Below are 25,663 nucleotides of genomic sequence, written 5' to 3'. Positions count from 1 at the left end.
TTCTCTGTTATTTTACAATTACTATTTAGAAAGTTATGTTAGCACCGAAAGTGAATGTGCGTGCACGTGGATAAGTTCCGAAGTCCATGTTGAGCGTCGGGAAAATTCTCAGGTCACTGTAGAATCCGCTTTGTCCTGTAGGATTGGCATTCACTTCAGGATCTATGCCCGAATAACCGGTAATGGTGAAGAGATTGGTTGCGGTGAGGTACAGGCGTATCTTATCCACATGCACTTTAGCCAACCAGTTCTTGGGCAAGGTATATCCGAGCGTCAGCGTCTGCAAACGGAGGTATGAACCATTCTCCAACCATTCTGATGAAGTAATACCGCTCTGATGGTAGGGTAAATGATATTTGGCATTCGCATTCAAAGCTCTCAACTCATCGGGATTGGTAACGGCATACAAGTCACCCGCAGCATTCACATTATAAACCTTGAAAGCATCGGCCACCCAGGATGCACGTTGCGCACCGATTCCGTCAAATTCCTGACCGGATGCATTGATCATAGCAGCCACGTTATATACCTTACCGCCTGCCGTCCAGTTGAAGTTAGTAGAAAGATCGAAGTTCTTATAGTTGAAATTCAGTTGGAAGCTTCCCGTATGGCGAGGCATCACTTCGCCCAGGCAAGTAGCATCATCCAGGTCTACCGTACCGCTTTCATCCACATCACGGAATTTGGCAGCTCCGGGGAATGCAGTCTGTCCGGCAGGCAGATCGTAAGGGTGCATGTATGTAGCGGTCAAGGCTTTCGTAATATCGGGCACACCTTCTTTCAGAACGTACTGGCCGTTGGTGTAATTGAAATCGTCCACGGTATAATATCCTTCGCTGATAAAGCCACGTACCAGACCGATCGCTTTCCCTTCCACAAACATATAGTCGTTGGTAGGAACCAGAGAGGAAGAACCCCAGTATGAAGAGTAGAGATACTGGTCGGCATTAGGCAGTTCGTCCAGTTTATTGCGGTTGTAGTTATAGATGGCGCCTACGTTGAAACGGAAATCACCTTTGTTTATCACATCTACATTCACCGAAAGCTCAATACCACGATTGGATGTTTTACCGAAGTTCTGGAACTGGTAAGAGTATCCGGTAGTGTTATCCACAGGTACGGCCATCAACAAATCTTTCGTAGTATTCCAGTATACTTCCAGACTACCGTTCACACGGTTGTTCAGGAATCCGAAGTCAATGCCGAAGTTGCGTGAAATGGTAGTTTCCCATTTCAGTTTAGAGTTGGCCAGCAAACCGTCCGGACGATAGAATGAACCGAGTTCACCGTTGATAGGGGTATGATTGCTGCCCGAACCAAGGCTCGACCAGGTTTCACGCCACAGATTGGAACTAATATTGTCGCTGCCCGAAGTGCCATAGGACAAACGAAGCTTCAGGTTGGAAAGCCAATCTTTCGTACCGTTCATGAAAGGTTCTTCCGAAAGACGCCATGCGAAAGCACCTGCGGGAAAGTATCCCCAACGATTATCCGGCGCAAATTTAGAAGAGCCGTCGGCACGGAACGTACCGGTGAACAGATAACGGTCCATGAAAGTATAGCTCAAACGTCCGAAAAAGGACACTGTACGGGCGGGCACACTATAAGAATTGGTGGCAGAGAAAGAGGTGGTTGCCGTATGGATCAACCCCATCGTGGTGTCATAATCAAATGTAGAGGGATAACCACGGCCCGTGATTTGTGACGATTCGGAATCCGACTTCAGGACTTCATTACCCAGCAATGCCGAGAATACATTGTTCTTGCCGATATTGAAGTTATAATTTAAGGTGCTCACCGAACGCAATCCATCTCCCATGCCCCGGTTAAGGGTGGCACGCTTATCTCCGTTTGTATATCCGTTCTCATAATAAGTACTTTTCGAAGAACTACGGGTAAGTGACAGTTCACTGCGGGCCACAAGCCCTTTGATGATCTCCCACGACAAAGCAGCCGATCCTCTCAATGAACGGGAATAGGATTTATTCGTGATATCATCGATCAGTTCTACCGGATTGTGCCTGTCATCGATATTAGCCACACCGAAACTGAAGCCTGACGCAACTTCCGAATAAGAGACACCACCCAACGGATTGTCAATGGGACGATAGCGATAAGCTCCCGACACATTAGAGCCTTTACCGTTCGTTACATTCTCACGTCCATTCAGATTTGACTCCGTATAACGGAAATCAACATCCAGGTCCAGCGTCTTGGCGAGCTTCTGACGAATCTTGAAAGAAGCGTTCAGACGGTTGTAATCCGAATTGATCTTGATTCCTTCATCATTAATGTAGCCCAGTGTAAATATCACTTTCGTTTTATCCGTACCACCCGAAACATTCACACTGTGGTTATGCGACAATGCAGTGCGCAGTACGTCATCCGTATAATCATGAGCTTTCACATTGGCATAGTCGGCATAGTGGTTACCATACTTACTTCCCAGACCGAAGTATTTCTCAACAGCATCCTGGTTAGCCGTTCCTCTGGATGCGGCATAGCTCCAGTTATGAAGAATATATTCCTGAGCCGAAAGCGTTTCAAGTGTCTTCGATACATTCTTGACCTGTACATAGCCATCGTAGCTCACCTTGATCTGACCTTCTTTGGCACTCTTAGTAGTAACAAGGATTACACCGTTTGCACCGCGTGCACCGTAAATTGCCGTAGATGACGCATCTTTCAACACATCGATAGATTCTATTTCCGAAGCCGGTATATCACCAATATTGCTTACCGGAAATCCATCGACTACGTAAAGCGGATCATTGGACTGGGTAATGGACCCTCCTCCGCGGACACGAACCGAGATCGTAGCTCCCGGACGACCGTCCTGCGACACCACGTTCACTCCCGGCAGACGTCCCTGCAAGGCCTGCGCAACGTTGGATACAGGGTTGGCGGCAACCTCATCTCCTTTTACCGAAGCTATGGCTCCCGTCAGGTCACGACGTTTCACCGTACCGTAACCGATAACAACCACTTCATCCAGCATTTCCGTATCTTCAAGCAACTGAATATTGAAAAGACTCTTACCCGCAACCGCTATATCCTGGTCTACATAACCTATATAAGAGATGTGTAATATCCCATTAGCAGCCACAGTCATAGAAAAGTTACCATCCATATCGGAAACGACACCGTTTGAAGTTCCTTTCTCCAGGATGGTAGCACCAATAATAGATTCACCGGCAGCGTCTCTGACCGAACCGGAAATCTTAATTGTCTTCTTGTCATTGGAAGCTTGCTGCACACCGGCTACTGAAGTATGATCCACTGTCGAGGGAGCAGCTTGAGAAAAAGTTCCCAAATTGAGGTAGGATAAAACCCCGAGCATTAACACGACCTTTTTCCTGTAATTCATAAGTAAATGATTTATTGATTAAACAAATTCTGAGTTCACTGCAAAGCATTTATGTCTGCCTTGCACTTGCAAAGTAGCGGATAATCTATCTCTCTCAGGTGAAAAATATGCTTGAATCGGTGGAAAAATCGCTCTATACCACTCAAAACACAGCAGACAAAGGGATAGGGGGATTTTCTCACGGTAAAGTCACAAAAAATCCCCCCGGATTTACTCTTTTCATTGAAGAGAGATCCGGGGGGATAAGAAATAAGGTGGATGTTGCTTATTTCAGATGCTTCAATATCCACTGCAATTGCCCGTATTCCGTATCATTGGAAGTCCAGTGCTCATTAATCGGGGTGATCAATGCTTCCTTCGGACAATCCAGCGTGTTATAAACGGCATAACTGGTGGTCGGCGGACAAACATCGTCATTGTATCCCCAGGTAATATAGGTAGGAACCTTTATCAGACGGGCGAAGTTCACCACATCATAATATGCCATCGTTCTCAACTTCTCCGGCGTATCCATCCCTTCGGTACGGAAAAAGTGGGGATAACCTCCGGCACGCCCTGCTTTATACCCTGCCATATCACTCAAAGCGGGGTGATTGGCTACACAAGCTGTTACACGAGGATCCAGACCGGTCGTAATCAGAGCTAAAGCTCCGCCCTGGCTGCCACCCTGGACAATTACATTCTTGCCATCCCATTCGGGCAAGGAAGTCAGAAGGTCGATGCTGCGCACACACCCCAGATACACGCGTTTCATATAATAGTTGTCACGGTTCTCAAGTCCATTATTCAGATAGCCGTTCTCTCTGCCGTTGAAAGCGTTACTGATTTCCTTGAATTCTTCCGCGGTCATCGTTGGGTTCAGCCCGTGTATCTCGATCTCAAAACGAATACATCCCTCTTCTGCATAATATTTATGGCGCAAAGGTTCCTTGATGGTCTTGATACCCGCACCCGGAGGACAAAGCACTACCGGACAAGAGCCTTTTGTGGCATTCTTCGGATAGAACAAGTAGCCGTAAATGCTCTGTCCGCGACTGTTCAACATCAGCTTAATAAGATAGCAATCCACCTTGTCGGTACAATATTCCTTTGCCAGTTCCTTCGTGTAAGTCAACGGATATTTGGCGGCTTCCGCTTTATTCTTATCCCAGAATTCTTTAAAGTCCTTCGGCATCTGCGTATAAGGTTTAATCTTCTCCGGTGAGAAACCGACTTTTACGTGGTGCTTATAGCTCTTTCCATCCACAGTTGCCGTCATCCGGCAATCGCGAAATCCCGGTTCCTTCATGGTTCCGATGAGAATTACAGCCTTACCTTGCTTCAAGGTGACAGAGCCGGAAGTTTCGGCAGGCATCATATCTCCGCCTATCTCGTATGATACGGTTACTCCATCCTGCGGAATACCATATTTATAGAACTGAACTTCAACCGTAGCTTTTTCTCCGGTCTTATAAATCCAGTCGGCATGATTGGGTACGGTCACCCAAAGGACATCGCTCCGGTACGGATAATTCTCCGCAGATGCAAACGATAGCGGCAGTATCAGGGCGAACAGTAATACAAATAAATTCTTTATCATCATTGTGTTCTAATAGTTATAAGTTTCTTTATCAAATCCAAATATCAATCAGCGCTTTATACTTAGCAGTTCATCCCCATTTTTCACCGGATTCCACCCGTCATCTCCGGCAAGTACGGTTTCTATCTCATACCCTTTGAGGTTCTTCAACTGATGGGAATAAGGAACACGCGCTTTGGGGTTGGCACCCTCACCCGTGCTTTCATATTCTGCATAGAAAACTGTCTTTTCAGCTTCTTTATTTCCCCAGTTATTCCATCCGGCAGGAGAGATATGTTTACCCAGATTGCAACGGATAAACACAGCCTGCGCATACGGACGCCAGGGGCGTGAAAGAGCGACATCCCGTACACCATCATCCGCAGTCAGGCGACATTCATAAAATACGTAGCCATATTTCTGTCCCTGATCCGTAGAAGGTGCAGTGACATAACCACCTCTTTTACTATGGATATGGCAACGGTTGAAGACAGCCGTAGACCAGCCGAATATGAAGTCTACCGTACCTTCTACGTAGCAATCTTCATAGTACTGACGGCAATTTTTCCCATACGTATAAAGCGTATCCTGAGAGCCAAGGAAACGGCAATTCTTGAAATAAGCACGATCGGCACTTACGAAGCAGGCTACCGCCTGTCCTACCGGACCGGAAGAGTTCTCAAACGTGATATTCTCAGCATAAAAATCAGGAGCATAAATATAGCAGGAAGATGAACCGGAGGTTCCTTTTTCTTCGCCAAAGCAGTTTTTCTTCTGCGCATAATCATCATACGAAAGCACTGCCCCGTCCTGACCTATCAGAGAAATATTGATCTTACTTTCCGGTATCACAATCTTCTCCTTATACACACCTTTACGTACCAGTATCGTAGTACGGATATTCTTGCGGAAATCAGGAACAGCATCAATAGCCTCCTGCACGGTAAGGAAATCTCCGCTGCCATCCTGTGCCACTACAAAATCATAATGCCGAACATACTTAGCCAGTTCCGGCACTTCCTTGGCAATGGCATCCATGGCCAAACCAGCCACAACACGCCCACCATAAACATTCAGATGAGTGTTATCTTCACGTCCCTTCGGCAACGCGGCGACCTGATTGGCAGGTACCCACATAAATAATTTCCGGGAGTCTACCGGCCCCATGCCCTCTACAAGGTCATGCGTAATCTTATTCATATCCACAAAAGCCACACCCAATTCTTTCGCTACATTCCGCGGAGAATCCAGATAAGCACCGTGTGTATCAATCAGTTTGTCGCCTTCAGTAGCAGCTGGCTGATCCGAAGCCTCCCGCTTTGCATCCGGATTCACTCCTTTCTGTATATCATCCTGACTGATAGCCTGAGCCACTGCATTTCCGTTTGCCGTACCAAAGTTACGGCGTACAATGGAGTTAAACAAAACGGGAATACCACCTTTGGCACGGGTTTCGTTTACAAAACGTTTCAGGTTCTCATCAAAGGTACTTCCCGGAGCCGTATACCGCTTCGGATCGGACTTCTCATCGTTATGTCCGAACTGAATAAATACATAGTCCCCTTTCTTCACCTGTGAGATCACCTTTTCCCACCGTCCCTCGTCAATAAAACTCTTGGAACTACGTCCATTCACAGCATGATTGTCTACACGGATTTCCTCGGAAAGATAGCCGGGCAACATCTGTCCCCAGCCACGTTCGGGGTTTCCACCCGTCAATGGCTTATTCGCCATAGTGGAGTCTCCAATCATGAAAATCGTAATCAAAGGCTTGTCAGCCTTGAAAGCCGAGAGCAGGAAGAACAACCCCAGCAATAATGTCAACTTGTGTTTCATAATTCATCAAATATAAATAGTATTATTATTTTCCGGTGCAATATTACCCAAAAACAAAGGATCCGAAGTGTAAAAAAAGTCGCAATCGGTAGAAAAATTAATATTAATCGTATATTTGCCGGCAAAACAACTAATCTGGCAACAAAATGAAAAAGACAAGAAGTAACACTTTCATTCTTGAAAAAGAAATCGCATGGGAACCGGCAGGCGAAGGAGTAGTACGCCAAATAATGGGCTACGACGGGCAAGTGATGCTGGTTAAAGTAAAATTCGAGCAAGGTGCCATCGGTACACCACACACCCACTACCATACACAAACCACCTATGTGGCAAGCGGTAAATTTGAGTTTACCGTGAACGGTGAAAAACAAATTGTAGAAACCGGAGACGGCATCTACATTGAACCGGATGCGGAACACGGGTGCGTATGCCTGGAAGCTGGTATTCTGATAGATTGTTTCAGCCCCATGAGAGCAGATTTCCTGAAGCGCTAATACCTTGTCTGCAAGAAGTTAACTTCTTGTTAACAAAAAGTTAACTTCCTGTCGACAAGGAGTTAACTCCTTGTAAGCAGGAAGTTGGCTCTTTGTAGGCAGGAAGCTAAGTTATTAATTTTCAGGCTTCCAGTCACTACACATCCGATAGATGTAATTCAGATCATCGTATTGGGCTGCTTCTTTCTTGGTCAGCTGTTTCGCCCATTTTACCCGACCGGCTGCCGCAGCACCTTCTCCCGTACTATTGTACTCAGCATAGCGAGCTGTCTTCTCATTTTCCTCTTTTCCCCAATTATGCCATCCTTCGGGACGGATATGCTTACCCATTTCACAATTGATAAATACGGTGGCAGCATACGGACGCCAGGGACGTCCCAGATAAACCTTGTCCACACCCGGATTGGCCGTCAGTTTGCAATTCTTAAAGACATAACCCACCGCAATGTCTTCGGGCGTAGAAGCTGCCGTCACGTATGAATTTGTTTTGCTACGGATTTCGCAGTTCTCAAACAAAGCGGTAGAAGGACCGAAAATAAAATCGGTGGTTCCTTCAATGTAGCAATCTACGAAATAAAGGCGTGTACGTGCGGCACCTGTATAGATGGTATCCTGATTTCCCAGCAAACGGCAGTTGATAAATACCAGCTTATCCCCCTCCGTATGAAGGGCAACCGCTTGCCCCAGTCTGGCAGCATTGTTTTCTATGGTCAGGTTTTTGAAGGTAATATTGTTTCCCTGCACTTTTACAGTATAGGTACGGAAAGTACCCATCTTATTAATGTTGGCATGGTCATCATACGTGATAATCGTATTCTCCACACTTTCACCGATGAAATCTACATTCTGCACCCAAGAAGGAATTATCGCTTTCTCCTTATACGTTCCATTCTTTATCAGCACTGTAACCTTGTAATCCATAAAAGCACGAATGCCTTCCATAGCTTCCGTCAACGTGCGATAGTCTCCCGAACCATCACGGGCAACCACAATCGTATCTTTATATTGGGACTGTGCCGATAACGGCATGATCCCCACCAGGAGAAGAAGTATGCCGCATAAATAATAAGTTAGCCGTTTCATTGTCTTATTTCTGATTAACGATTTCCTTTACTTGTTGCAGACGCTCCCACTCCAGACTTGCCATGATAAACGGACCTACCGCCTTGGGATCGTTGCTGCGGATTGTTTCATTAATATAATAGGTGTAATCTCCCATACGGTAGTTTTTGCCACCCAGACCGGCAACCGCACAGGCTCTGGTAATAGTCACCACACCGTCTTTATCTACTTCTATGAAGTTATCAAGAATACCTTGGTATCCCTTGAGAGCCACTTTCAGATACGATTTATCAATATATCCTTTACGAACAGCTTTGAACAGGGCATAAACAAACATAGTAGAACAGGAAGACTCTACATAGTTTCCTTTCTCACCACTCTTATCCAATACCTGATACCATAATCCGGTCTTCGGATCTTGTATGCGCTTCACCTGTGCGGCAATATTATTAAGGATAACGAGCATGGAATCACGTCCTGCCTCATGTTTCGGAATAAAGTCCAGTGCATCTACAAATGCCATTGCATACCATCCCATAGCACGTCCCCAGCTATGTTGCGACTGTCCGGTAACGGGATCTGCCCAACGTTCCTTGCGACTTACATCACAGGCATGACGATAAAGCCCGTTCTTCGGATCATACGTGTGGCGTGCCACTGTTATGAACTGGTTCACAATATCTTTATAATCCTGCACACGATTATTGCGGAAAGCATATTCAGCATAGAAAGGTGCTCCCATATAAAGACCATCCAACCACATCTGGTTCGGATATACTTTCTTATGCCAGAAACCGCCGTCCTCATTACGCGGATGGGTGTCAAGCTGACTACGCAATAAATCAATAGCCTTCTTATACTTTTCATCTTTCGTCTGTTCGTAGATGCGGAACAGGAATTTACCTGAATTCAAGCGGTCGATATTATATTCATGCAGTTTATAGGTTTCGATACTTCCGTCCTTGTGTATCATGGTGTCCGCATAAGCCAGCGCATAGTCAAACATCTTCTGATCTCCATACGTATCATACACATCCAGCATGGCTTGTAATTCCAGCCCATGACAATAATCCCATTTCAGTTTCGGTTGGAAATCCAACTGCCATGATTCCGGGCAACGGATCATCTCCGACTCTACCATACGTACCGACCACGGTTGCTTATCACTTACTTTCTGAGCAGACAACTGAGTGGAGCAAATCAGTGCTCCCATCACAAAAGTTTTACAAAGCAGATTGTTCATCATTCTGTTCTTGTTTTTAGGTATATAGATTATATTAAGTAATGTGACAAAGATAGCGGTTCTCACCTAAAACGTTGTGTATTTTTCGACTGAAAAGGTGCATTATTTATTTTCGCCTTCTATAAACTTAGTTTTTCGTGTACGAGAACGAGCGTTTTCGTGCACGATAACGAGTTTTTTTGCCATTTATTTGCACTTGAAACAAAAATTGCAGGAAATTAGACGAAAAATGTATTGATTTACATCAAATAATGTGTATTTTTGGCCCCAGAAATAAGAATTAATAATTTTAAATCAACGTATCATGAGTTTAAATCAAAATGCAATGGGAAAGATGACCAACTACAGGTGGACCATCTGTGCCATGTTATTTTTTGCGACAACAGTAAACTACCTTGACCGCCAGGTGCTGTCATTGACGTGGAAAGACTTTATCGCTCCCGAGTTCCATTGGACCGACAACGATTACGGTACCATTACCTCTATCTTCTCTCTTATTTACGCTTTCAGTATGCTATTTGCCGGTCGCTTCATCGACTGGATGGGAACTAAAAAAGGTTATTTGTGGGCTATCGGCGTATGGTCATTTGGTGCTTGTCTTCACGCTGTTTGCGGTTATGCTACCGAATTGTGGGTAGGATTGGAAAGTTCGGATGCACTGATTGCTGTAGAAACCGGTTCTGCAATGGCACTCACCATTGCAACAGTCAGCGTTTACTTCTTTATTGCTGCCCGTTTTGTTTTGGCACTTGGTGAAGCGGGTAACTTCCCGGCAGCCATCAAAGTTACCGCTGAATATTTTCCAAAGAAGGACCGTGCATACGCAACCAGTATTTTTAATGCCGGTGCTACGGTAGGTGCACTTGCAGCACCTGTCACGATTCCACTATTAGCCAAATATTTTAAAGAGATCGGTATAGGAAACGGTTGGGAAATGGCTTTCATCGTGATCGGTGCCCTCGGGTTCATCTGGATGGGTATGTGGGTGTTCATGTATACAGAACCCGCCAAGAGCAAACATGTGAATAAGGCTGAGCTGGAATACATTGAACAAGATAAGCACGAAGAAGGTGTTGCCCCTGTAGAAGCAGGAAAAGAAGAAAAGAAAATGAGCTTCCTGCAGTCTTTCTGTTACAAACAAACCTGGGCTTTCGCATTCGGCAAGTTCATGACCGACGGTGTCTGGTGGTTCTTCCTTTTCTGGACTCCTGCATATATCAGCGACGTTTACGGCTTCTCATCAGATAGTTCTACGGCCATGCTGCTGATTTTTGTTCTTTATGCAATTACTATGTTGTCTATTTATGGTGGTAAACTACCTACCATTATTATGAACAAGACAGGCATGAACCCTTATGCAGCACGTATGCGAGCCATGTTGATTTTCGCATTCTTCCCTCTGTTGGCGCTGTTCGCACAGCCATTGGGTTCTTACTCTTATTGGTTCCCGGTTATCATTATCGGTATCGCCGGTGCAGCTCACCAGTCTTGGTCAGCTAACATCTTCTCAACCGTAAGTGATATGTTCCCTAAAACAGCTATTGCAACTGTAACAGGTATTGGTGGTATGGCTGGTGGTATTGGTTCATTCCTTATTAATAAAGGATCCGGTATGTTGTTTACCTATGCCGCCGGAACTACAATGGCAGACGGAACGGAAGTGGAAATGACAAAAGACCTGCTGAAACAAGGTGCGCAGTATGTGCGTCCCGCCATGGAATTCATGGGTTTCTCCGGCAAACCGGCCGGATACTTCATCATCTTCTGCATCTGTGCAGTAGCATATTTGATTGGTTGGGTTGTAATGAAGGCTTTGGTTCCGAAATACAAACCTATCGTATTGGAATAATACTGGAATAGTATATAAGATAATAAAAAGGTGCTCCAAATGGGCACCTTTTTTTGGGTATATATAAAAGACAGAAACGTATAGGCACAAAAAAAGCCCCTTCTCACGAAGCGACTCTCTTCTGCACTCTCCTGTGAAAACCCAAGACCTCGGTGACTTTAGCATATTACACCTACAAGCGGTCTCAAGAGAGATACAGGAGCGCAAAACTTTAAGATGAAAAAAAGGGAAGTCTCACGACTTCCACAATTCTTCTAACCTTAAATCTAAATCTCTATGAAAAAAACGTTCGGCAAAGATAAGGGTTTATTACATTCAGAAATACTAATAAAAGATATAAAGAAAAGAGGAACGTTTAAGATTTGCTAAATGCCACTCGAATTAGGAATTACTACCCTATTGGGAAAATATATATTGCCAATAGGGGAAAAACAGGTCTCCTCCTGAAAGCTACAATTCTTTCTGTTTTAGAAAATACTATCCAACAAGTCCGCATAGATAGGATTTTGCCGTAGCAGATGGGGTACACCTGTCATAAACAATTGCTTACGGGCACGGGTGAGAGCCACGTTCAGTTTCCGGTCAATCCACACCCCACCCTCTTCCGTAAGATTGGCAAGGAATTTCAACTGATAAGTACGGTTCACACAGAAGGAATAAATAATCACATCGCGCTCACTCCCCTGGAAGCGTTCTACGGTATCTACCAGGATATCGTTTAAACACGGAATGCCCAAAGCAGCTATTTCACTTTTAATAAGAGCTATCTGACTACGATAGGGAGTGATAATCCCCAAAGTCAAGGCAGGATGAAAACCGGAACTACCGTCATACTGCCGATAGATAGCAGCTGCCAGTCTGGCTACGAGCTGCGCTTCGGAATGATTAATCTTTGCCGATTGCGAAGCAACCTCCGGCACTGAGGCAAGAAAAACCACACGACGCACCAGTATATCTGCAAATTCATCATTTTCCAACCCCGGAGCAAGTGTCAGTTCCCCTTGCTGGTGTTGCAAACCGACAGGTTCCAGTAGTCCGCCATAAAAGGCATGATTAGGAAAACGAGCCACTTCCACATTCATACGTCCCTGACGACAAAGCATGTCGTAGGAGCGGTTAGCGATGAGTGGTAAATGATGAGTGGTATCGGCAGAATTCCGGTAGAGGCGTTCAAAAAGGGAATCTTTCAAATTATGCAAACCGATGCTGTGCAGGCAGTCCTCACAGACTTCAGATTGGGATTCGGATTGAAGCACAACGGCAGGTAATTGTTTATGATCACCAATGAGGATAAACTTACCAATAGCATTTCCACCCGCCACATTACGCGCACAAAGAAGCCCCAGCAGTTGTGGTTCCAATATCTGAGTAGCCTCATCCACAATAGCCACATCGAAAGTTTTCAGACGGAACAATTCCGTTTTGGAGGAGAATGTGGAGACAGTGCCCACAAAAACACGGCAACGCTCTATGCAGGCATGCACCTCACGACGTGAAGAGCAGGATTCCAGCACATTCTCTATCAGATGGGAACGGAAAGGTATATCGCAGGAAAGTTCACTCCCTATACGGATGAAATCAATCTCAGGCGCAATGGCAGAGAGGGTTTTACAGATTTCATCCACTGCACGATTGGTGTACGAGAGCAATAATATCTGCTTTCCTTCATGATAGAAAGCTTCCACCATACCGCGTAGAGCACGGGAAGTCTTTCCGGTGCCCGGAGGACCTACCAAGAGAAAATAATCTTTAGCAGCCTGGGCTTTCAGGGTGATACGGGAGAAATCATCCGGAGCAATTGCAATGCGAGGATCGAAAGAAACATCAAACTCCGGCTGTCGCTGAGATAGCAACAGGTCCCGGCGATCCTTATTGGCAGAAAGAAAGGCAGAAAGTCCCAGATACATGCTGCGAAAAGAAGTATCCATATAATCATGCTCGATGGCATAACGACTGTCGGGAGGAAGCACGGAAGTATTTTGTTGCGAAGCACGAAGGCGGATACGGATATCCCGGTCAGTGATTCGCTCAATATTTCCTTTGAATACCATTTTATTGGTTACGTTGTCCGTATCATTATTACGTTGATAGAGAACGATAGAGTCACCTTCACGGAAATTCGGCAATGTCTGCGCTGACCGCTGGTTGGCCCGTGCCAACACAAGGTATGCCTTATGCAGATCCGCCGCATGATTCTCTGTGATCGTCAGATCGTATAATATCTCTCCCGCTTCACACTTTTCTTCAAGCGTAGAAAGCCACAAGGCGGCAGCACCTGTACGCCCTTCATAATCAATATCTCCCGATTTTGAAGTGTACAGTTCCTTCGTAATAAAATTATAGAGTGTATAGAAATAGCATTGTTCCAACGGTGTAAGCGTCCGAAGGCGTTGCGTCACGGCATCAATGGCAGGGTAAAGATAGCGTTTCCACAATGTATTGTTCAGGTGGCGCTCATTCAGTGTATCCGGATGAATATCCTTCAATCGCTCCGCCGTATAGTGCGGACTATTACGTAATTGCATACCGTATTCATTCGCCACAATCCGGTTGCGCACATCCATTACACGGCGCACCATCGCCCACGACGGACGAGCTGGATATAACAACGGATAGCGGGTATAGAGCAGATAAGCTTTTACTTTGCGGTGGTCCATCCCCATGGAGTATTCCAATACCGCCTGATACAACAGCATCTGTACCTTGTTATTCTCCTTCGGCTCCACCTTGCCCCGGATAGAATACTCGTCAGCTTTGCCCGACTTCATTTCTATGAAGGAAGACATGTCGCGCTGCATATAGTCCAGGCGGCCTTGTAATCCCAGGGCTTCACAGATATAAGTAGGTTCCAGTACGGCATCCGTCTTATCCAGTTCATAACCGGGAGCACGGAAAGTCTCCGTCACCGTTTGCCGGATATGGTCGAAATGCCGTTTACAATCAGCGAAGAATTCCTTTTCTTTTTCTTTATCCAACAAATCGGCACAAGCGGCCAAATCAATAGAATAGGTACGGAACGCTTTCTTCATACAGGCCAGATAGTCCGGTTCCTCCTTGGCATAGATCCACTCATCCAGAAAAAGATTGGCAATGTTTCCAAGCAACAGTGGACGTGTATTGTCAGGAGATTGCAGGCGTGCCAGCAAGTAATTGGCCGGATGATGCCCGTAATCTTTAAAGCACTCTGCCAACGAGCTGATATCCAGCAGATAGTCCGGTTCCAGTATAATAAAGGAAGGCGTCAGTATACCAGCCTCATCTACAGCTACATCCAGCAGATTAACCTGCGCATGACGCCACAGCAGTTTGCAGGTCTCGGCAAATTCCTCATTCACCTGAGATACATTGTAGCGTACCCTCAGCGGTTCATCGGCAACGGTGTCTACCGGCAATACATATAGAAAAGTGTCGTCAGCATACTGGAAGCAGACACGCATCCGGCGTATCCGTTCTTTTGCGGGCGGAGCAACAATATAAGTGGCATCCGCACGGGGAAGCAGATGATATAGTTCAGCAGGGATATCCTCACCCGTCAACCGTTTCACAAAGAAGGTCAATGTCTTGATGTCACGCAACAGATTCTCACGTGAAGGTTCGGATTGCCGATTCAGTACGGCATTGGAAGTCAGTCGGAAGGTGTGCAGGCGGTTTTGTTCCACTACGGAGAGCCCCACTTTTGAGGCCACAAAACTGACGCGAGCGGAAAGGTCCGTCATTTGCAGGCTACCGTCCGGCATCTGCGTACGGCAAAGGCGTTCCAGGAATTCACGAAGCTGACGATAAGCTGTTACCAGCGGAATATCTTCATCCCGGCAGACAGTGAGCAAGAAATGATAGTATTCCCGTGCTTCTTCTTTCATTATTCCTCCTTCTCTTCATCAGTCTCGTCCACGTCGGTCTTTTTATCCTTAATCATCAGGATACTCAACTCATAGAGCAGATAAAGCGGGACGGAAACCACAGTCAGGGTGAAGGGGTCGCCAGTCGGCGTAATGATAGCTGAAATAATCACGATAAGCACCAGGGCATGACGGCGGTATTTGCGCAGAAAAGATTTATGTACCAGTCCCAAGAGCGAAAGCAGCCACGTCACTAACGGCAATTCGAAAGCCAGCCCCATGCAGAGCACCAGCATCATGAAGTTATCTATGTAGGAATTCAAAGAAATCTGGTTCTCAATAGCCGCGCTCAGTTGATAGGTGGAAAGGAAACGTAGCGTCAGCGGATAGACCATAAAATAGCCCAGAAGTACACCGAGGAAGAACATCACCGTACCAATGCACAGGGCTTTCTTCACGCCACGCCGCTCGTTAGCATAGAGCGCAGGACTGATAAACCGCCAGATTTCGAAAAAGATATAAGGCGTAGCCGTCACCACCGACATCCAGAATGCAGTGGACATGTGAATAAAGAACGGGGCAGCCAGATTAATATTGATTAGTTTAACGTGGAAATCCTGTGTGAAGAAATCATCATGGAGGTCGAAGACCTTTCCCACATAGCGCAGCACGTCGTAGAAGACAAAGTCATTGTGGCAGGGAGCTAACACTACATTGTCAAACAGCCACGGCATCGCAATAAAATAACCGACAGCCAATACAAACCATACACCGAGTACCCGAAACAATACACGGCGCAGTTCGTCCAAATGATCCCAAAAGGTTAATTCCTTATCTGCCATAGTAGTAAGTTAGCTACAAGTTACGAGCTACAAGCTACGAGTACCATGCGGCATGATTGCGCAGCCACTTGTAGCTTGTGTAGCTTGTAGCTCGTAGCTTATGTAGCTTGTAGCTTATTTATTTTTTGAAGCCGGCTCTTCTATATCATCCTTTGCCTTGTTTATTTCTTCTTTTGCTTCATTCACACCATCTTTGAAGCTCTTCACACCTTTACCGAGTCCTTTCATCAGTTCGGGGATTTTCTTGCCACCAAACAACAACAGTATTAACAGGGCGATGATAACCCATTCGGAACCGCTGGGCAGAAAGCCTAATAAAAGTAAATTTGTCATATCCGTAGTCTTTTAAATTTGTTGCAAATATAATAGTTTCACCACAGATTACACAGATTTACACAGATTAAAACGAAAACTTTCTGCGTCAAGCCGAATAATCGGGAAGCATATACAACTCACGAACAGACGGTTAATCCTGATAATAGATTCTTTTCACCCGCGTAGAAACACTTGTCAGCACTTCGTAAGGAATGGTTTCAAGAATGTCGGAAAGTACCGTAATAGGCAGATGATCACCAAAAATCTCCACAGTATCCCCTTCCTTGCAGTCAATGTCCGTAACATCAATCATGCAAACGTCCATACAGATGTTACCCACATAGGGCGCACGCTGGCCATTCACCAGGCAATAGGCGTGCCCGTTGCCCAGATGACGGTTCAATCCGTCGGCATATCCGATAGGCAATGCGGCAATCCGTGAATTGCGCGTCAGGTGTCCCTTGCGGCTATAGCCTACCGTGTCTTCCTGGGGTACATCACGTATTTGCAGAATGGTGGTTTTCAATGTACTCACATTATTGATAATGCTGTTATCAATAGGACTGATGCCATACAAACCGATACCCAAGCGTACCATATCGAACTGTGCACCCGGGAAACGCTCGATACCGGCCGAATTGCAGATATGCCGGAGTATCTTATGCGGAAATGCTTCCTGCAACTGCATGGATGCCGCCTCAAACGTTTCAATCTGTCCACGTGTAAACGCATCGAACTGTGCCGCATCACTACCCACAAAGTGCGAGAATACCGAACGGGCAATCACTGCATTCTGTCCCTTCAGCCGTTCAATCAGCCGCGGCATATCTTCGGCAGCAAAGCCCAGGCGATGCATACCCGTATCCAGTTTTATATGAATCGGGAAGTTAGTGATTCCTTCCTTCTCCGCCTCTTTAATCAGTGCATCCAGCAGGTGGAAGCTATACACTTCCGGCTCCAGCTTATAGTCGAACATGGTCTTGAACGCGGTCATCTCCGGGTTCATGATAATGATGCTTGCCGTGATACCCGCTTTGCGGAGTTCGGAACCTTCATCAGCCACAGCCACAGCCAGGAAATCAACATGATGTTCCTGCAAGGTCTTGGCAATCTCATACGAACCGGCCCCATAGGCTGATGCTTTCACCATACACACCATCTTCGTATCCGGACGCAATTTACTGCGATAATAGTTCAGATTGGCTATCATGGCTCCAAGATTCACCTCAAGAATGGTTTCGTGTACCTTTTTCTCCAATTCTTCCGTCAAGGCGTCAAAGCCGAACTGACGGGCACCTTTTATCAATATAATTTCATTCTCCAACCGCAGTTCTCCACGGGAAATGGCACGCAACAGGGCCTCTGTATTAGGATAGAAAGCCTTCTCGATGTCAAAGCGTGCGGCACACGAAGAGATCTCACTACCCACTCCGATGATACGCTCAATACCACGGCTACCGACAAACTGCGATACTTTCCGGTAAAGTGTCGGCGCATTCTGTCCGGTTTCCAGTATATCCGAGAGGATGAGAGTCCGCTTCAGTCCGTTACTCTGCGAACGACGGTAAAGGAAATCGAGTGCAATGTCCAGTGAAGCAAGATCACTGTTATAACTATCATTTATCAGCAGGCAACCGTTTTTGCCTTCCTTCACTTCCAGGCGCATAGCTACCGGTTCCAGTGCCGCCATACGTTCCGTAATCTTCCCGGCAGGAAGCATCAGATAAAGACAGGCAGCCAGACAGTTCAGCGAGTTCTCGATAGAAGCATCGTCAATGAAAGGCAATATAAAGGTGTTGTCCATCTCCAGATAACGATAAGAGATCACGGTACAATCCTCCTTTTTCTCCACCTTACTTATAAACAGGGGACGCTCCATATCTTTCCGGCTCCACGCGATTTCGCGGGCACTGAGCATAGACTTCGCCACACAATTATTGATAAACTCATCATCGCCATTATAGATCACCACATCGCAGTTCTTGAAGAGCGACAGTTTTTCCATGGTCTTCTCTTGCAGAGAGAAGAAGTTCTCCTGATGAGCTCCGCCGATGTTGGTCAGTATGCCGATGGTAGGTTTGATAATATTCTGCAAGGCACGCATCTCTCCCATCTCCGAAATTCCAGCTTCGAAAATAGCGAGTTCGGACTGCCCGTTCATCTGCCAGACGGACAAAGGTACACCGATCTGTGAATTATAGCTGCGCGGCGAACGGACAATCGCCCGCTCAGGGCTGAGCAATTGATGCAGCCATTCCTTTACAATCGTCTTTCCGTTACTGCCTGTTATGCCGATAACCGGTATCTGAAACTGTTCGCGATGTTGTTCCGCCAACTTCTGCAAAGCTTTCAACGGATTGGCGACCACCAGGAAATTGACAGCCAACATATCCGAATTACTCATTGCCAGTTGTCCGCTTTCCACCCATTTATAGGCTTCTTTGCTGACCACAAAATTGCGAACACCGCGTGAATACAAGTCAGGTATATAGCGTGCGCCATCATTGCGCTTGGTAGTTAAGGCAAAAAACAAGGTTTCTTCGGGGAAACTCAAGGAACGGCTATCGGTAAGTAACCAATCTATAGTTGCCGGCGTGTCCCCCACACGTCGTGCACTGATGCGTTCGGCTATTGTTTCAATCGTATACGGCATATATCTTTCTCTTTTTTGAAATCTAAGTACGGGTATTTTTTGTTAAGTCGGTCTATTTTTAACACAATTTGTCCTAAAAAACGCTTATACTCGTCTGACTCCGGATGGAAGGGCTTATGGGATAGCGCTTTATTGATATTTTCACTTTCCTGCATAATCTCTAACGCGTCCTCAGAGAGGCAGGTCTGCACAAACTTCTCCCATACATGACGCACCGCCAGGGGGGATGGATGCACCATGTCGTCAGCATAAAAACGATAGTCACGAAGCTCGTCGAGTAAGAGTTCATAAGCCGGAAAATAAAAGACATGTTCAGGAAATGAAGCCTGTAACTGATCGATGGCAAGCAAAAGTGTAGCTTTACTCAATTGGTTAGCATGCATTCCGTCGCGTACATGACGGATGGGGCTGACCGTAAGAATCACTTTCAACTTTGGATTCCGGGCAATCAGACCGGAAAAGAGAGAGGTGTAATCCGATACAATCTCCTGCACGCTGAGCCGGCGACGGGTAAAGACAGACTCCGGTTGTTTATGGCAATTAGCAACCACATGTCCCGTGGATTTCTGTTCGTACACCCACGCTGTACCAAAAGTCAACATCAGGCAGTTCAAGTGGTGGATACGTTCGTGCGCCGTTTGCAGACGGGCATTGATGCGCTGCAACACTTCTTCTGCCGAGGGAGAAGAAAAATCACCATGATGCATCGGGCTATGCCAGCACTCACGGAAGAAGAACAGGTCTTCTTCTTTATACAGCCTGCCCGTTACCAGCTCGCGCAAGGCAGCCGAAACGGACAAAGGGTTATAAAGAACCCCGAAAGGATTGACATCCAGACGAAATCTGGCATCCGCAAGCAGCGCCCCGATGTTGGTGGCAAAGCAGGAACCCATCAACAGAAGTTCGTCCGCCTGAGTAAAACGGGGCAGATCGGAAGGTAATTCAACAGGGGTAGAAAAGTTCATACGTTTACATCATCAGATTCTTCCGGATAGAGAATTTCACGATAGCCATTGCCTGAATGGAAGTAAAGGGAACATCCATCGGTTCATGGTGCGGGTTATAACTCACAAGTTTAATGCAACCCTCCTGCTCCGAACGGTTCACATACTTCACTGCCAGATACTCATCGCCATCAATATCGAATGAAACTAGATACATTTCACCATAAATGACATTGCTGAAGCTGTTCATTTCCTTGAAACCTACAATATCTCCCGATTTCAGGATGGGATACATACTGTCCCCACTAATATAAAGGGCACCGTCGCATACGGGAATACTGGGTATTTGTATTCTTCCCACCACAAACTGGTGCTTATTGGCAAGCAATGTACGCAGATTAGCGGCGGCAGTAATGTCGTACAACGCTACACTGCGGTCTTTCATCGCATCCGGCGTTTTGGGATTGTGTATTACTCCAACGTCACCCGCCGCCTGTTCACTATTACTACTCTTTGGTTGAGTTCCAGGAGTTCCCTTACCTAATATCAACCAGGTATAATCCACATCTTTCATCTTGCTCAGCAACAACGGAAAGTCAATGCTGTTTCGTGCAATCCAGTTACTAAGTGTAGAGCGCGATACACCAAAATAAGCTGCCAATTCAGCATCAGTTTTGAAACTCAGTATGCGTTTGGAACGCTTCACAATGTCTGCTACACTAAATAAAAGATTTTTTTCTTTTTCCATTTTCATTCAAGTCCTAAAGCTATTTGTTTTCTATACGAAAACCCAATTTTGTTTGATGCAACAAAACTAATCAATTTGTTTCTAAACAAGCAAACAAAAGCATAAAAGTTCAGGGCAACCGCATCAAAATTCTGATTCGTATTTGACAGGGTATGAATCTTTTCCGATATGATTCTATTTTAGATACGGATGCTATCAAAACTAACGCCCTCCCTTGATAAGACTTTCCTTTCTTACTATGAATACTTGAAATGAAAGCTTCGTTTCTAAAAACGAAAGCTTCATTTATAAAAACGGAGATTATATTTATAGAAACGAAGCCTTCATTCTAAGTCTTTGTTGCAAGGACGATGATTTTAGAAGCTATAGACGATAACTTTGCATTGCGGATAAGTTATGAATCCGTGTCTAAAATCTCAATTATCCTTTGCCTCCTTTCTTTTCGGTTATGAATCTTTTCACCACAGAGGACACAGAGAACGCAGAGTTTTTAGACTTCTAATTCAGAGATAATTATAACCTCTGTGCTCTCTGTGTCCTCTGTGGTGAAATAATTCCTTTCTGAGCGGTTATGAGACTGTTGTTGCAGTTGCCCTGATAAGAATTATGAAAAAGTAGGTTGCCTTCACTCTACATGTACCGTATCCGGACCTTACTTATCTCCGTACAGACTCCAGTGTTTCTCCGTACAAAGGTACATCCAAGTGAAGAACGTACGGAGCAAAGGTTGGATTAATATTTTTTTCTATAAAAAGGGAATACCTTCCGTTTTCTTTTACTAATTTTGCAATTTGTAATCCTCAGAACAGAGATGAAGACAGAACCAACAACATATAACTTGCTAAATTCTATTTCTGATCCCGAAGATCTGCGTAAACTGAGCGTTGATCAGCTTCCGGAAATTTGCAAAGAATTGCGGCAGGACATTATTAAAGAAGTTTCGTGCAACCCGGGACACTTTGCAGCCAGTTTGGGGACGGTAGAACTGACCGTCGCCCTGCATTACGTGTTCAATACTCCTTACGACCGCATCGTGTGGGACGTAGGCCATCAGGCGTATGGCCATAAGATACTGACCGGACGTCGGGAAACATTCTCCACAAACCGGAAATTCAAAGGTATCCGCCCTTTCCCCTCTCCCGATGAAAGCGATTATGACACTTTCACTTGCGGACACGCTTCGAACTCCATTTCGGCGGCTCTCGGCATGGCGGTAGCGGCAGAAGAAAAAGGAGAAAAAGACCGCCATGTGGTTGCCGTAATTGGCGATGGCAGCATGAGCGGCGGACTGGCATTCGAAGGATTGAACAATGCCTCAGCAAGCTCCAACAACCTGCTTATCATTCTGAACGATAACGAGATGGCCATAGACCGCAGTGTAGGCGGCATGAAGCAATATCTCTTCAACCTGACCACCTCAAACCGATACAACCAGCTCCGCTTCAGAGTATCCAAGATGCTGTTCAAAGTGGGCATCCTCAACGAAGATCGCCGTAAAGCACTTATCCGCTTTGGAAATAGCCTGAAATCGATAGCTGCCCAACAACAGAATATCTTCGAAGGAATGAATATCCGCTATTTCGGCCCCATCAACGGACACGATGTGAAGAACATCGCACGTATCCTGCGGGACATCAAAGATATGAAGGGACCGAAAATCCTGCACCTGCACACCATTAAAGGGAAAGGCTTCGAACCTGCCGAAAAAGCTCCGGGCATCTGGCACGCACCGGGAAAGTTCGATCCCGAAACGGGTGAACGCTTTACAGCGGATACACACAACCTGCCACCGCTGTATCAGGACGTTTTCGGCGAAACCTTGGTGGAACTTGCCGAAAAGAATCCACGCATCGTCGGCGTCACTCCCGCCATGCCTACAGGATGCTCCATGAATATGCTGATGCAGGCAATGCCCGACCGTGCTTTTGACGTAGGCATTGCCGAAGGACATGCAGCCACTTTCTCAGGTGGTATGGCCAAAGAAGGGATGCAACCTTTCTGCAACATCTATTCGTCATTCATGCAACGTGCTTACGACAATGTCATTCATGACATCGCCATACTCAAACTTCCCGTCGTGCTCTGCCTGGATCGTGCCGGGCTGGTAGGAGAAGACGGACCGACCCACCACGGCGTGTTCGACCTGGCCTACTTCCGCCCCATCCCCAACCTGACGATTTCCTCGCCCATGAACGAGCACGAACTGCGCCACCTCATGTACACGGCACAGCTGCCGGACAAAGGTCCGTTCGTTATCCGCTACCCCCGTGGGCGCGGTGTGCTGAAGGACTGGAAATGCCCGTTGGAAGAAATCCCGGTTGGCAAAGGACGCAAGCTGAAGGACGGTAAAGATATGGCAGTCGTTACCCTCGGCCCGATAGGGAACATTGCCGCAAAGGCCATCGAACGGGCGGAAAAAGAAAAAAACATCTCAATAGCACATTACGACCTGCGTTTCCTCAAACCACTGGACGAGGAGATGCTCCACGAAATAGGACGCTCATTTTCCCGCATCATCACCATTGAAGACGGCATACGGAAAGGCGGCATGGGGACTGCCATCCTGGAATTTATGTCGGACAACGAATATACACCGCACGTGCACCGCATAGGAGTACCGGACAAATTCGTAGAACATGGCACGATACAGGAGTTGTATCATCTGTGTGGCATGGATGAGGAAGGAATAATGAATACGATAGAACAAATATAATATTATGACAAAGAAAGAAGCCATCAAGGTTTTTGAAGAAAAGAAAGTACGCACGGTTTGGGATGACGAGACGGAGGAGTGGTACTTTTCAGTAGTGGATGTAGTAAGTGTTCTTACCGAAAGTGTAGACGGTAGGAAGTACTGGAACAAGCTTAAACAGCGATTAAAAGAAGAAGGAAATCAAACGGTGACAAATTGTCACCAGTTAAAAATGTTGTCAACCGATGGAAAGATGCGCCTGACGGACGTAGCTACTACCGAACAATTATTCCGCCTCATCCAATCCATACCTTCTCCCAAAGCCGAACCGTTTAAGCTCTGGATGGCTCAGATAGCCAAAGAACGTCTGGACGAAATGCAAGATCCAGAACTGACTATCAAGCGTTCCATGATGGAGTACAAAACCTTGGGGTATTCTGATAGCTGGATAAACCAGCGATTGAAAAGTATCGAGATACACAAAGAACTAACCGACGAGTGGAAACGTTGTGGACTGGAGGAAGGCACGCAGTTTGCTACATTGACAGATATCCTTTATCAGACCTGGGCTGATAAAACCACCAAAGAGTACAAACGCTTCAAGGGACTGAAGAAAGAGAACCTACGAGATAACATGACTAATAAGGAATTAGTATTAAACATGTTGGCAGAACTTTCAACCAAAGAAATCTCTGAAGTCAGTAACCCGGAGAATTTTGATGAACATAAAGATATTGCCCGCCGTGGTGGAAGCATCGCCCGTGAAGCCCGAATAAGACTGGAAGAAGAGACTGGACAGGCTGTCATCTCTCCTCTGAACGCTAAGACTGTTCTGGGATTGGAACAACAAAACAATAAGAGTAATAAAGAGCAATGAAAATTATTATTGCCGGTGCCGGCGCAGTAGGCACACACTTGGCAAAATTGTTGTCGCGCGAGAAGCAGGACATCATATTGATGGACGACAATGAAGAGAGGTTGAGCACGCTTAGTTCCAACTTCGATTTAATGACGGTCACGGCATCGCCTACTTCCATTCAGGGATTGAAAGAAGTGGGGGCTAGAGATGCTGACCTGTTTATAGCCGTCACTCCCGATGAGAGCCGTAACATGACCGCATGTATGCTGGCCACCAACCTCGGTGCCAAAAAGACCGTTGCCCGTATTGACAATTACGAGTATCTCCTGCCTAAGAACAAGGAATTTTTCAAGAAACTGGGTGTTGACTCATTGATTTACCCTGAAATGCTTGCCGCTAAAGAAATCGTATCTTCCATACGTATGAGTTGGGTGCGCCAATGGTGGGAATTCTGTGGCGGATCGCTGATACTTATCGGTACCAAGATGCGTGAAAAAGCGGAAATACTGGATATTCCTCTGCACCAACTTGCCGAAACAGACAAACCCTATCACGTGGTAGCCATCAAACGTTGCAACGAAACACTGATTCCGCGCGGTGACGATGTAATCAAACTGCATGACATCGTTTACTTCACCACTACCCGCAAGTATGTACCTTATATACGTAAGATAGCCGGCAAGGAAGATTATGCCGATGTACGCAACGTAATGATCATGGGTGGAAGTCGCATTGCCGTGCGAACCGCCCAATATGTACCCGACTATATGCAGGTGAAGATCATAGACAACGACTTGAACCGTTGCAACCGCCTGACGGAACTTCTTGACGATAAAATCATGATTATCAACGGAGACGGACGCGATATGGACCTGCTCATTGAAGAAGGTCTGAAGAATACGGAAGCCTTCGTAGCCTTGACGGAAAACTCGGAAACAAACATTCTTTCCTGCCTTGCCGCCAAACGTATGGGCGTCAGCAAGACGGTGGCGGAAGTAGAAAACATAGATTATATAGGTATGGCGGAGAGCCTTGATATCGGTACGGTTATCAATAAGAAAATGATTACCGCCAGCCACATCTATCAGATGATGCTGGATGCTGACGTCAGCAACGTAAAATGCCTGACCTTTGCCAATGCCGATGTTGCAGAGTTCACCGTGAAAGCCGACTCTAAAATTACCAAACACCAGGTAAAAGATCTCGGGCTGCCGAAGGGAACCACTATCGGAGGCTTGATTCGTCAAGGTGAAGGTGTAGTAGTGACAGGTAATACACAAATTCTGCCGGGCGATCATGTTGTGGTATTCTGCCTGAACATGATGATTAAAAAGATTGAGAAATACTTTAATTAAATGAAGA

At 46.0% G+C, this 25,663-nt stretch carries 16 protein-coding genes; 5 read left to right on the top strand and 11 right to left on the bottom strand.

Features of this window, described 5'->3' with window-relative positions:
• Positions 1–25: 25 nt before the first annotated feature.
• The 3 genes from K6V21_RS11155 to K6V21_RS11145 all read right to left on the bottom strand — a co-directional run bounded on the left by K6V21_RS11155 (position 26) and on the right by K6V21_RS11145 (position 6,761).
• Positions 26–3,367 carry a SusC/RagA family TonB-linked outer membrane protein gene (locus tag K6V21_RS11155; RefSeq protein WP_224321801.1) on the bottom strand — a complete coding sequence of 1,114 codons (3,342 nt, stop codon included), beginning with the start codon at positions 3,365–3,367 and terminating at the stop codon, positions 26–28.
• Between the two features lie 265 nt (positions 3,368–3,632).
• A complete protein-coding gene (locus K6V21_RS11150) occupies positions 3,633–4,949 on the bottom strand; it encodes an acetylxylan esterase (protein ID WP_224321800.1) in 1,317 nt (438 codons plus the stop codon).
• A gap of 45 nt (positions 4,950–4,994) precedes the next feature.
• A complete protein-coding gene (locus tag K6V21_RS11145) occupies positions 4,995–6,761 on the bottom strand; it encodes a pectinesterase family protein (protein WP_224321799.1) in 1,767 nt (588 codons plus the stop codon).
• A gap of 146 nt (positions 6,762–6,907) precedes the next feature.
• Here K6V21_RS11145 and K6V21_RS11140 point away from each other — a divergent pair, with 146 nt between their 5' ends.
• A complete protein-coding gene (locus K6V21_RS11140; protein ID WP_224321798.1) occupies positions 6,908–7,255 on the top strand; it encodes a cupin domain-containing protein in 348 nt (115 codons plus the stop codon).
• 114 nt (positions 7,256–7,369) lie between these two features.
• On the opposite strand, the gene K6V21_RS11135 is transcribed toward K6V21_RS11140, so the two are convergent.
• On the bottom strand, positions 7,370–8,338 hold the full coding sequence (locus tag K6V21_RS11135) for a pectinesterase family protein (RefSeq protein ID WP_224321797.1): 969 nt from the start codon (positions 8,336–8,338) through the stop codon (positions 7,370–7,372).
• Between the two features lie 4 nt (positions 8,339–8,342).
• Positions 8,343–9,563, bottom strand: coding sequence for a glycoside hydrolase family 105 protein (locus K6V21_RS11130; protein WP_217715143.1), 1,221 nt, complete (start codon positions 9,561–9,563; stop codon positions 8,343–8,345).
• Positions 9,564–9,864: 301 nt separating this feature from the next.
• Between K6V21_RS11130 and K6V21_RS11125 the strand changes: the two genes are divergently transcribed.
• Positions 9,865–11,409 carry an MFS transporter gene (locus K6V21_RS11125; RefSeq protein ID WP_224321796.1) on the top strand — a complete coding sequence of 515 codons (1,545 nt, stop codon included), beginning with the start codon at positions 9,865–9,867 and terminating at the stop codon, positions 11,407–11,409.
• A 467-nt stretch (positions 11,410–11,876) separates the two neighbouring features.
• Here K6V21_RS11125 and K6V21_RS11120 read toward each other — a convergent pair whose 3' ends face one another.
• From K6V21_RS11120 to K6V21_RS11095, 6 genes are all read right to left on the bottom strand, one after another.
• The gene (locus K6V21_RS11120; protein WP_224321795.1) at positions 11,877–15,269 is read right to left on the bottom strand and encodes a DEAD/DEAH box helicase; all 3,393 of its coding nucleotides are present in this window, start codon (positions 15,267–15,269) and stop codon (positions 11,877–11,879) included.
• Positions 15,269–16,090: a twin-arginine translocase subunit TatC gene (gene tatC, locus K6V21_RS11115; protein ID WP_224321794.1), complete on the bottom strand. Its 822-nt coding sequence runs from the start codon at positions 16,088–16,090 to the stop codon at positions 15,269–15,271. The genes K6V21_RS11120 and tatC overlap by 1 nt, the downstream gene beginning before the upstream one ends.
• A gap of 114 nt (positions 16,091–16,204) precedes the next feature.
• On the bottom strand, positions 16,205–16,423 hold the full coding sequence (locus K6V21_RS11110; RefSeq protein ID WP_007212470.1) for a twin-arginine translocase TatA/TatE family subunit: 219 nt from the start codon (positions 16,421–16,423) through the stop codon (positions 16,205–16,207).
• A gap of 133 nt (positions 16,424–16,556) precedes the next feature.
• Positions 16,557–19,058, bottom strand: coding sequence for a bifunctional UDP-N-acetylmuramoyl-tripeptide:D-alanyl-D-alanine ligase/alanine racemase (locus tag K6V21_RS11105; RefSeq protein WP_224321793.1), 2,502 nt, complete (start codon positions 19,056–19,058; stop codon positions 16,557–16,559).
• Positions 19,034–20,023: a GSCFA domain-containing protein gene (locus K6V21_RS11100; protein WP_217715151.1), complete on the bottom strand. Its 990-nt coding sequence runs from the start codon at positions 20,021–20,023 to the stop codon at positions 19,034–19,036. Before K6V21_RS11100 ends, K6V21_RS11105 begins: the two co-directional genes overlap by 25 nt.
• A 4-nt stretch (positions 20,024–20,027) precedes the next feature.
• Positions 20,028–20,750, bottom strand: coding sequence for a S24 family peptidase (locus tag K6V21_RS11095; RefSeq protein WP_224321792.1), 723 nt, complete (start codon positions 20,748–20,750; stop codon positions 20,028–20,030).
• Between the two features lie 811 nt (positions 20,751–21,561).
• Here K6V21_RS11095 and dxs point away from each other — a divergent pair.
• Genes dxs through trkA form a run of 3 tightly spaced genes read left to right on the top strand, consistent with a single transcriptional unit; the run spans position 21,562 to position 25,656 of the window.
• The gene (dxs, locus tag K6V21_RS11090) at positions 21,562–23,463 is read left to right on the top strand and encodes a 1-deoxy-D-xylulose-5-phosphate synthase (protein WP_217715156.1); all 1,902 of its coding nucleotides are present in this window, start codon (positions 21,562–21,564) and stop codon (positions 23,461–23,463) included.
• 4 nt (positions 23,464–23,467) lie between these two features.
• Positions 23,468–24,319: a Bro-N domain-containing protein gene (locus K6V21_RS11085; protein ID WP_224321791.1), complete on the top strand. Its 852-nt coding sequence runs from the start codon at positions 23,468–23,470 to the stop codon at positions 24,317–24,319.
• A complete protein-coding gene (gene trkA / locus K6V21_RS11080) occupies positions 24,316–25,656 on the top strand; it encodes a Trk system potassium transporter TrkA (RefSeq protein ID WP_217715160.1) in 1,341 nt (446 codons plus the stop codon). The genes K6V21_RS11085 and trkA overlap by 4 nt, the downstream gene beginning before the upstream one ends.
• The last annotated feature ends 7 nt before the right edge of the window (positions 25,657–25,663 follow it).

Origin of the sequence: Bacteroides cellulosilyticus (assembly GCF_020091405.1) — a bacterium.
GTDB lineage: Bacteria > Bacteroidota > Bacteroidia > Bacteroidales > Bacteroidaceae > Bacteroides.
Note: the sequence above shows the minus strand (reverse complement) of the source record. Positions and strands in the feature narration are given on the sequence as shown.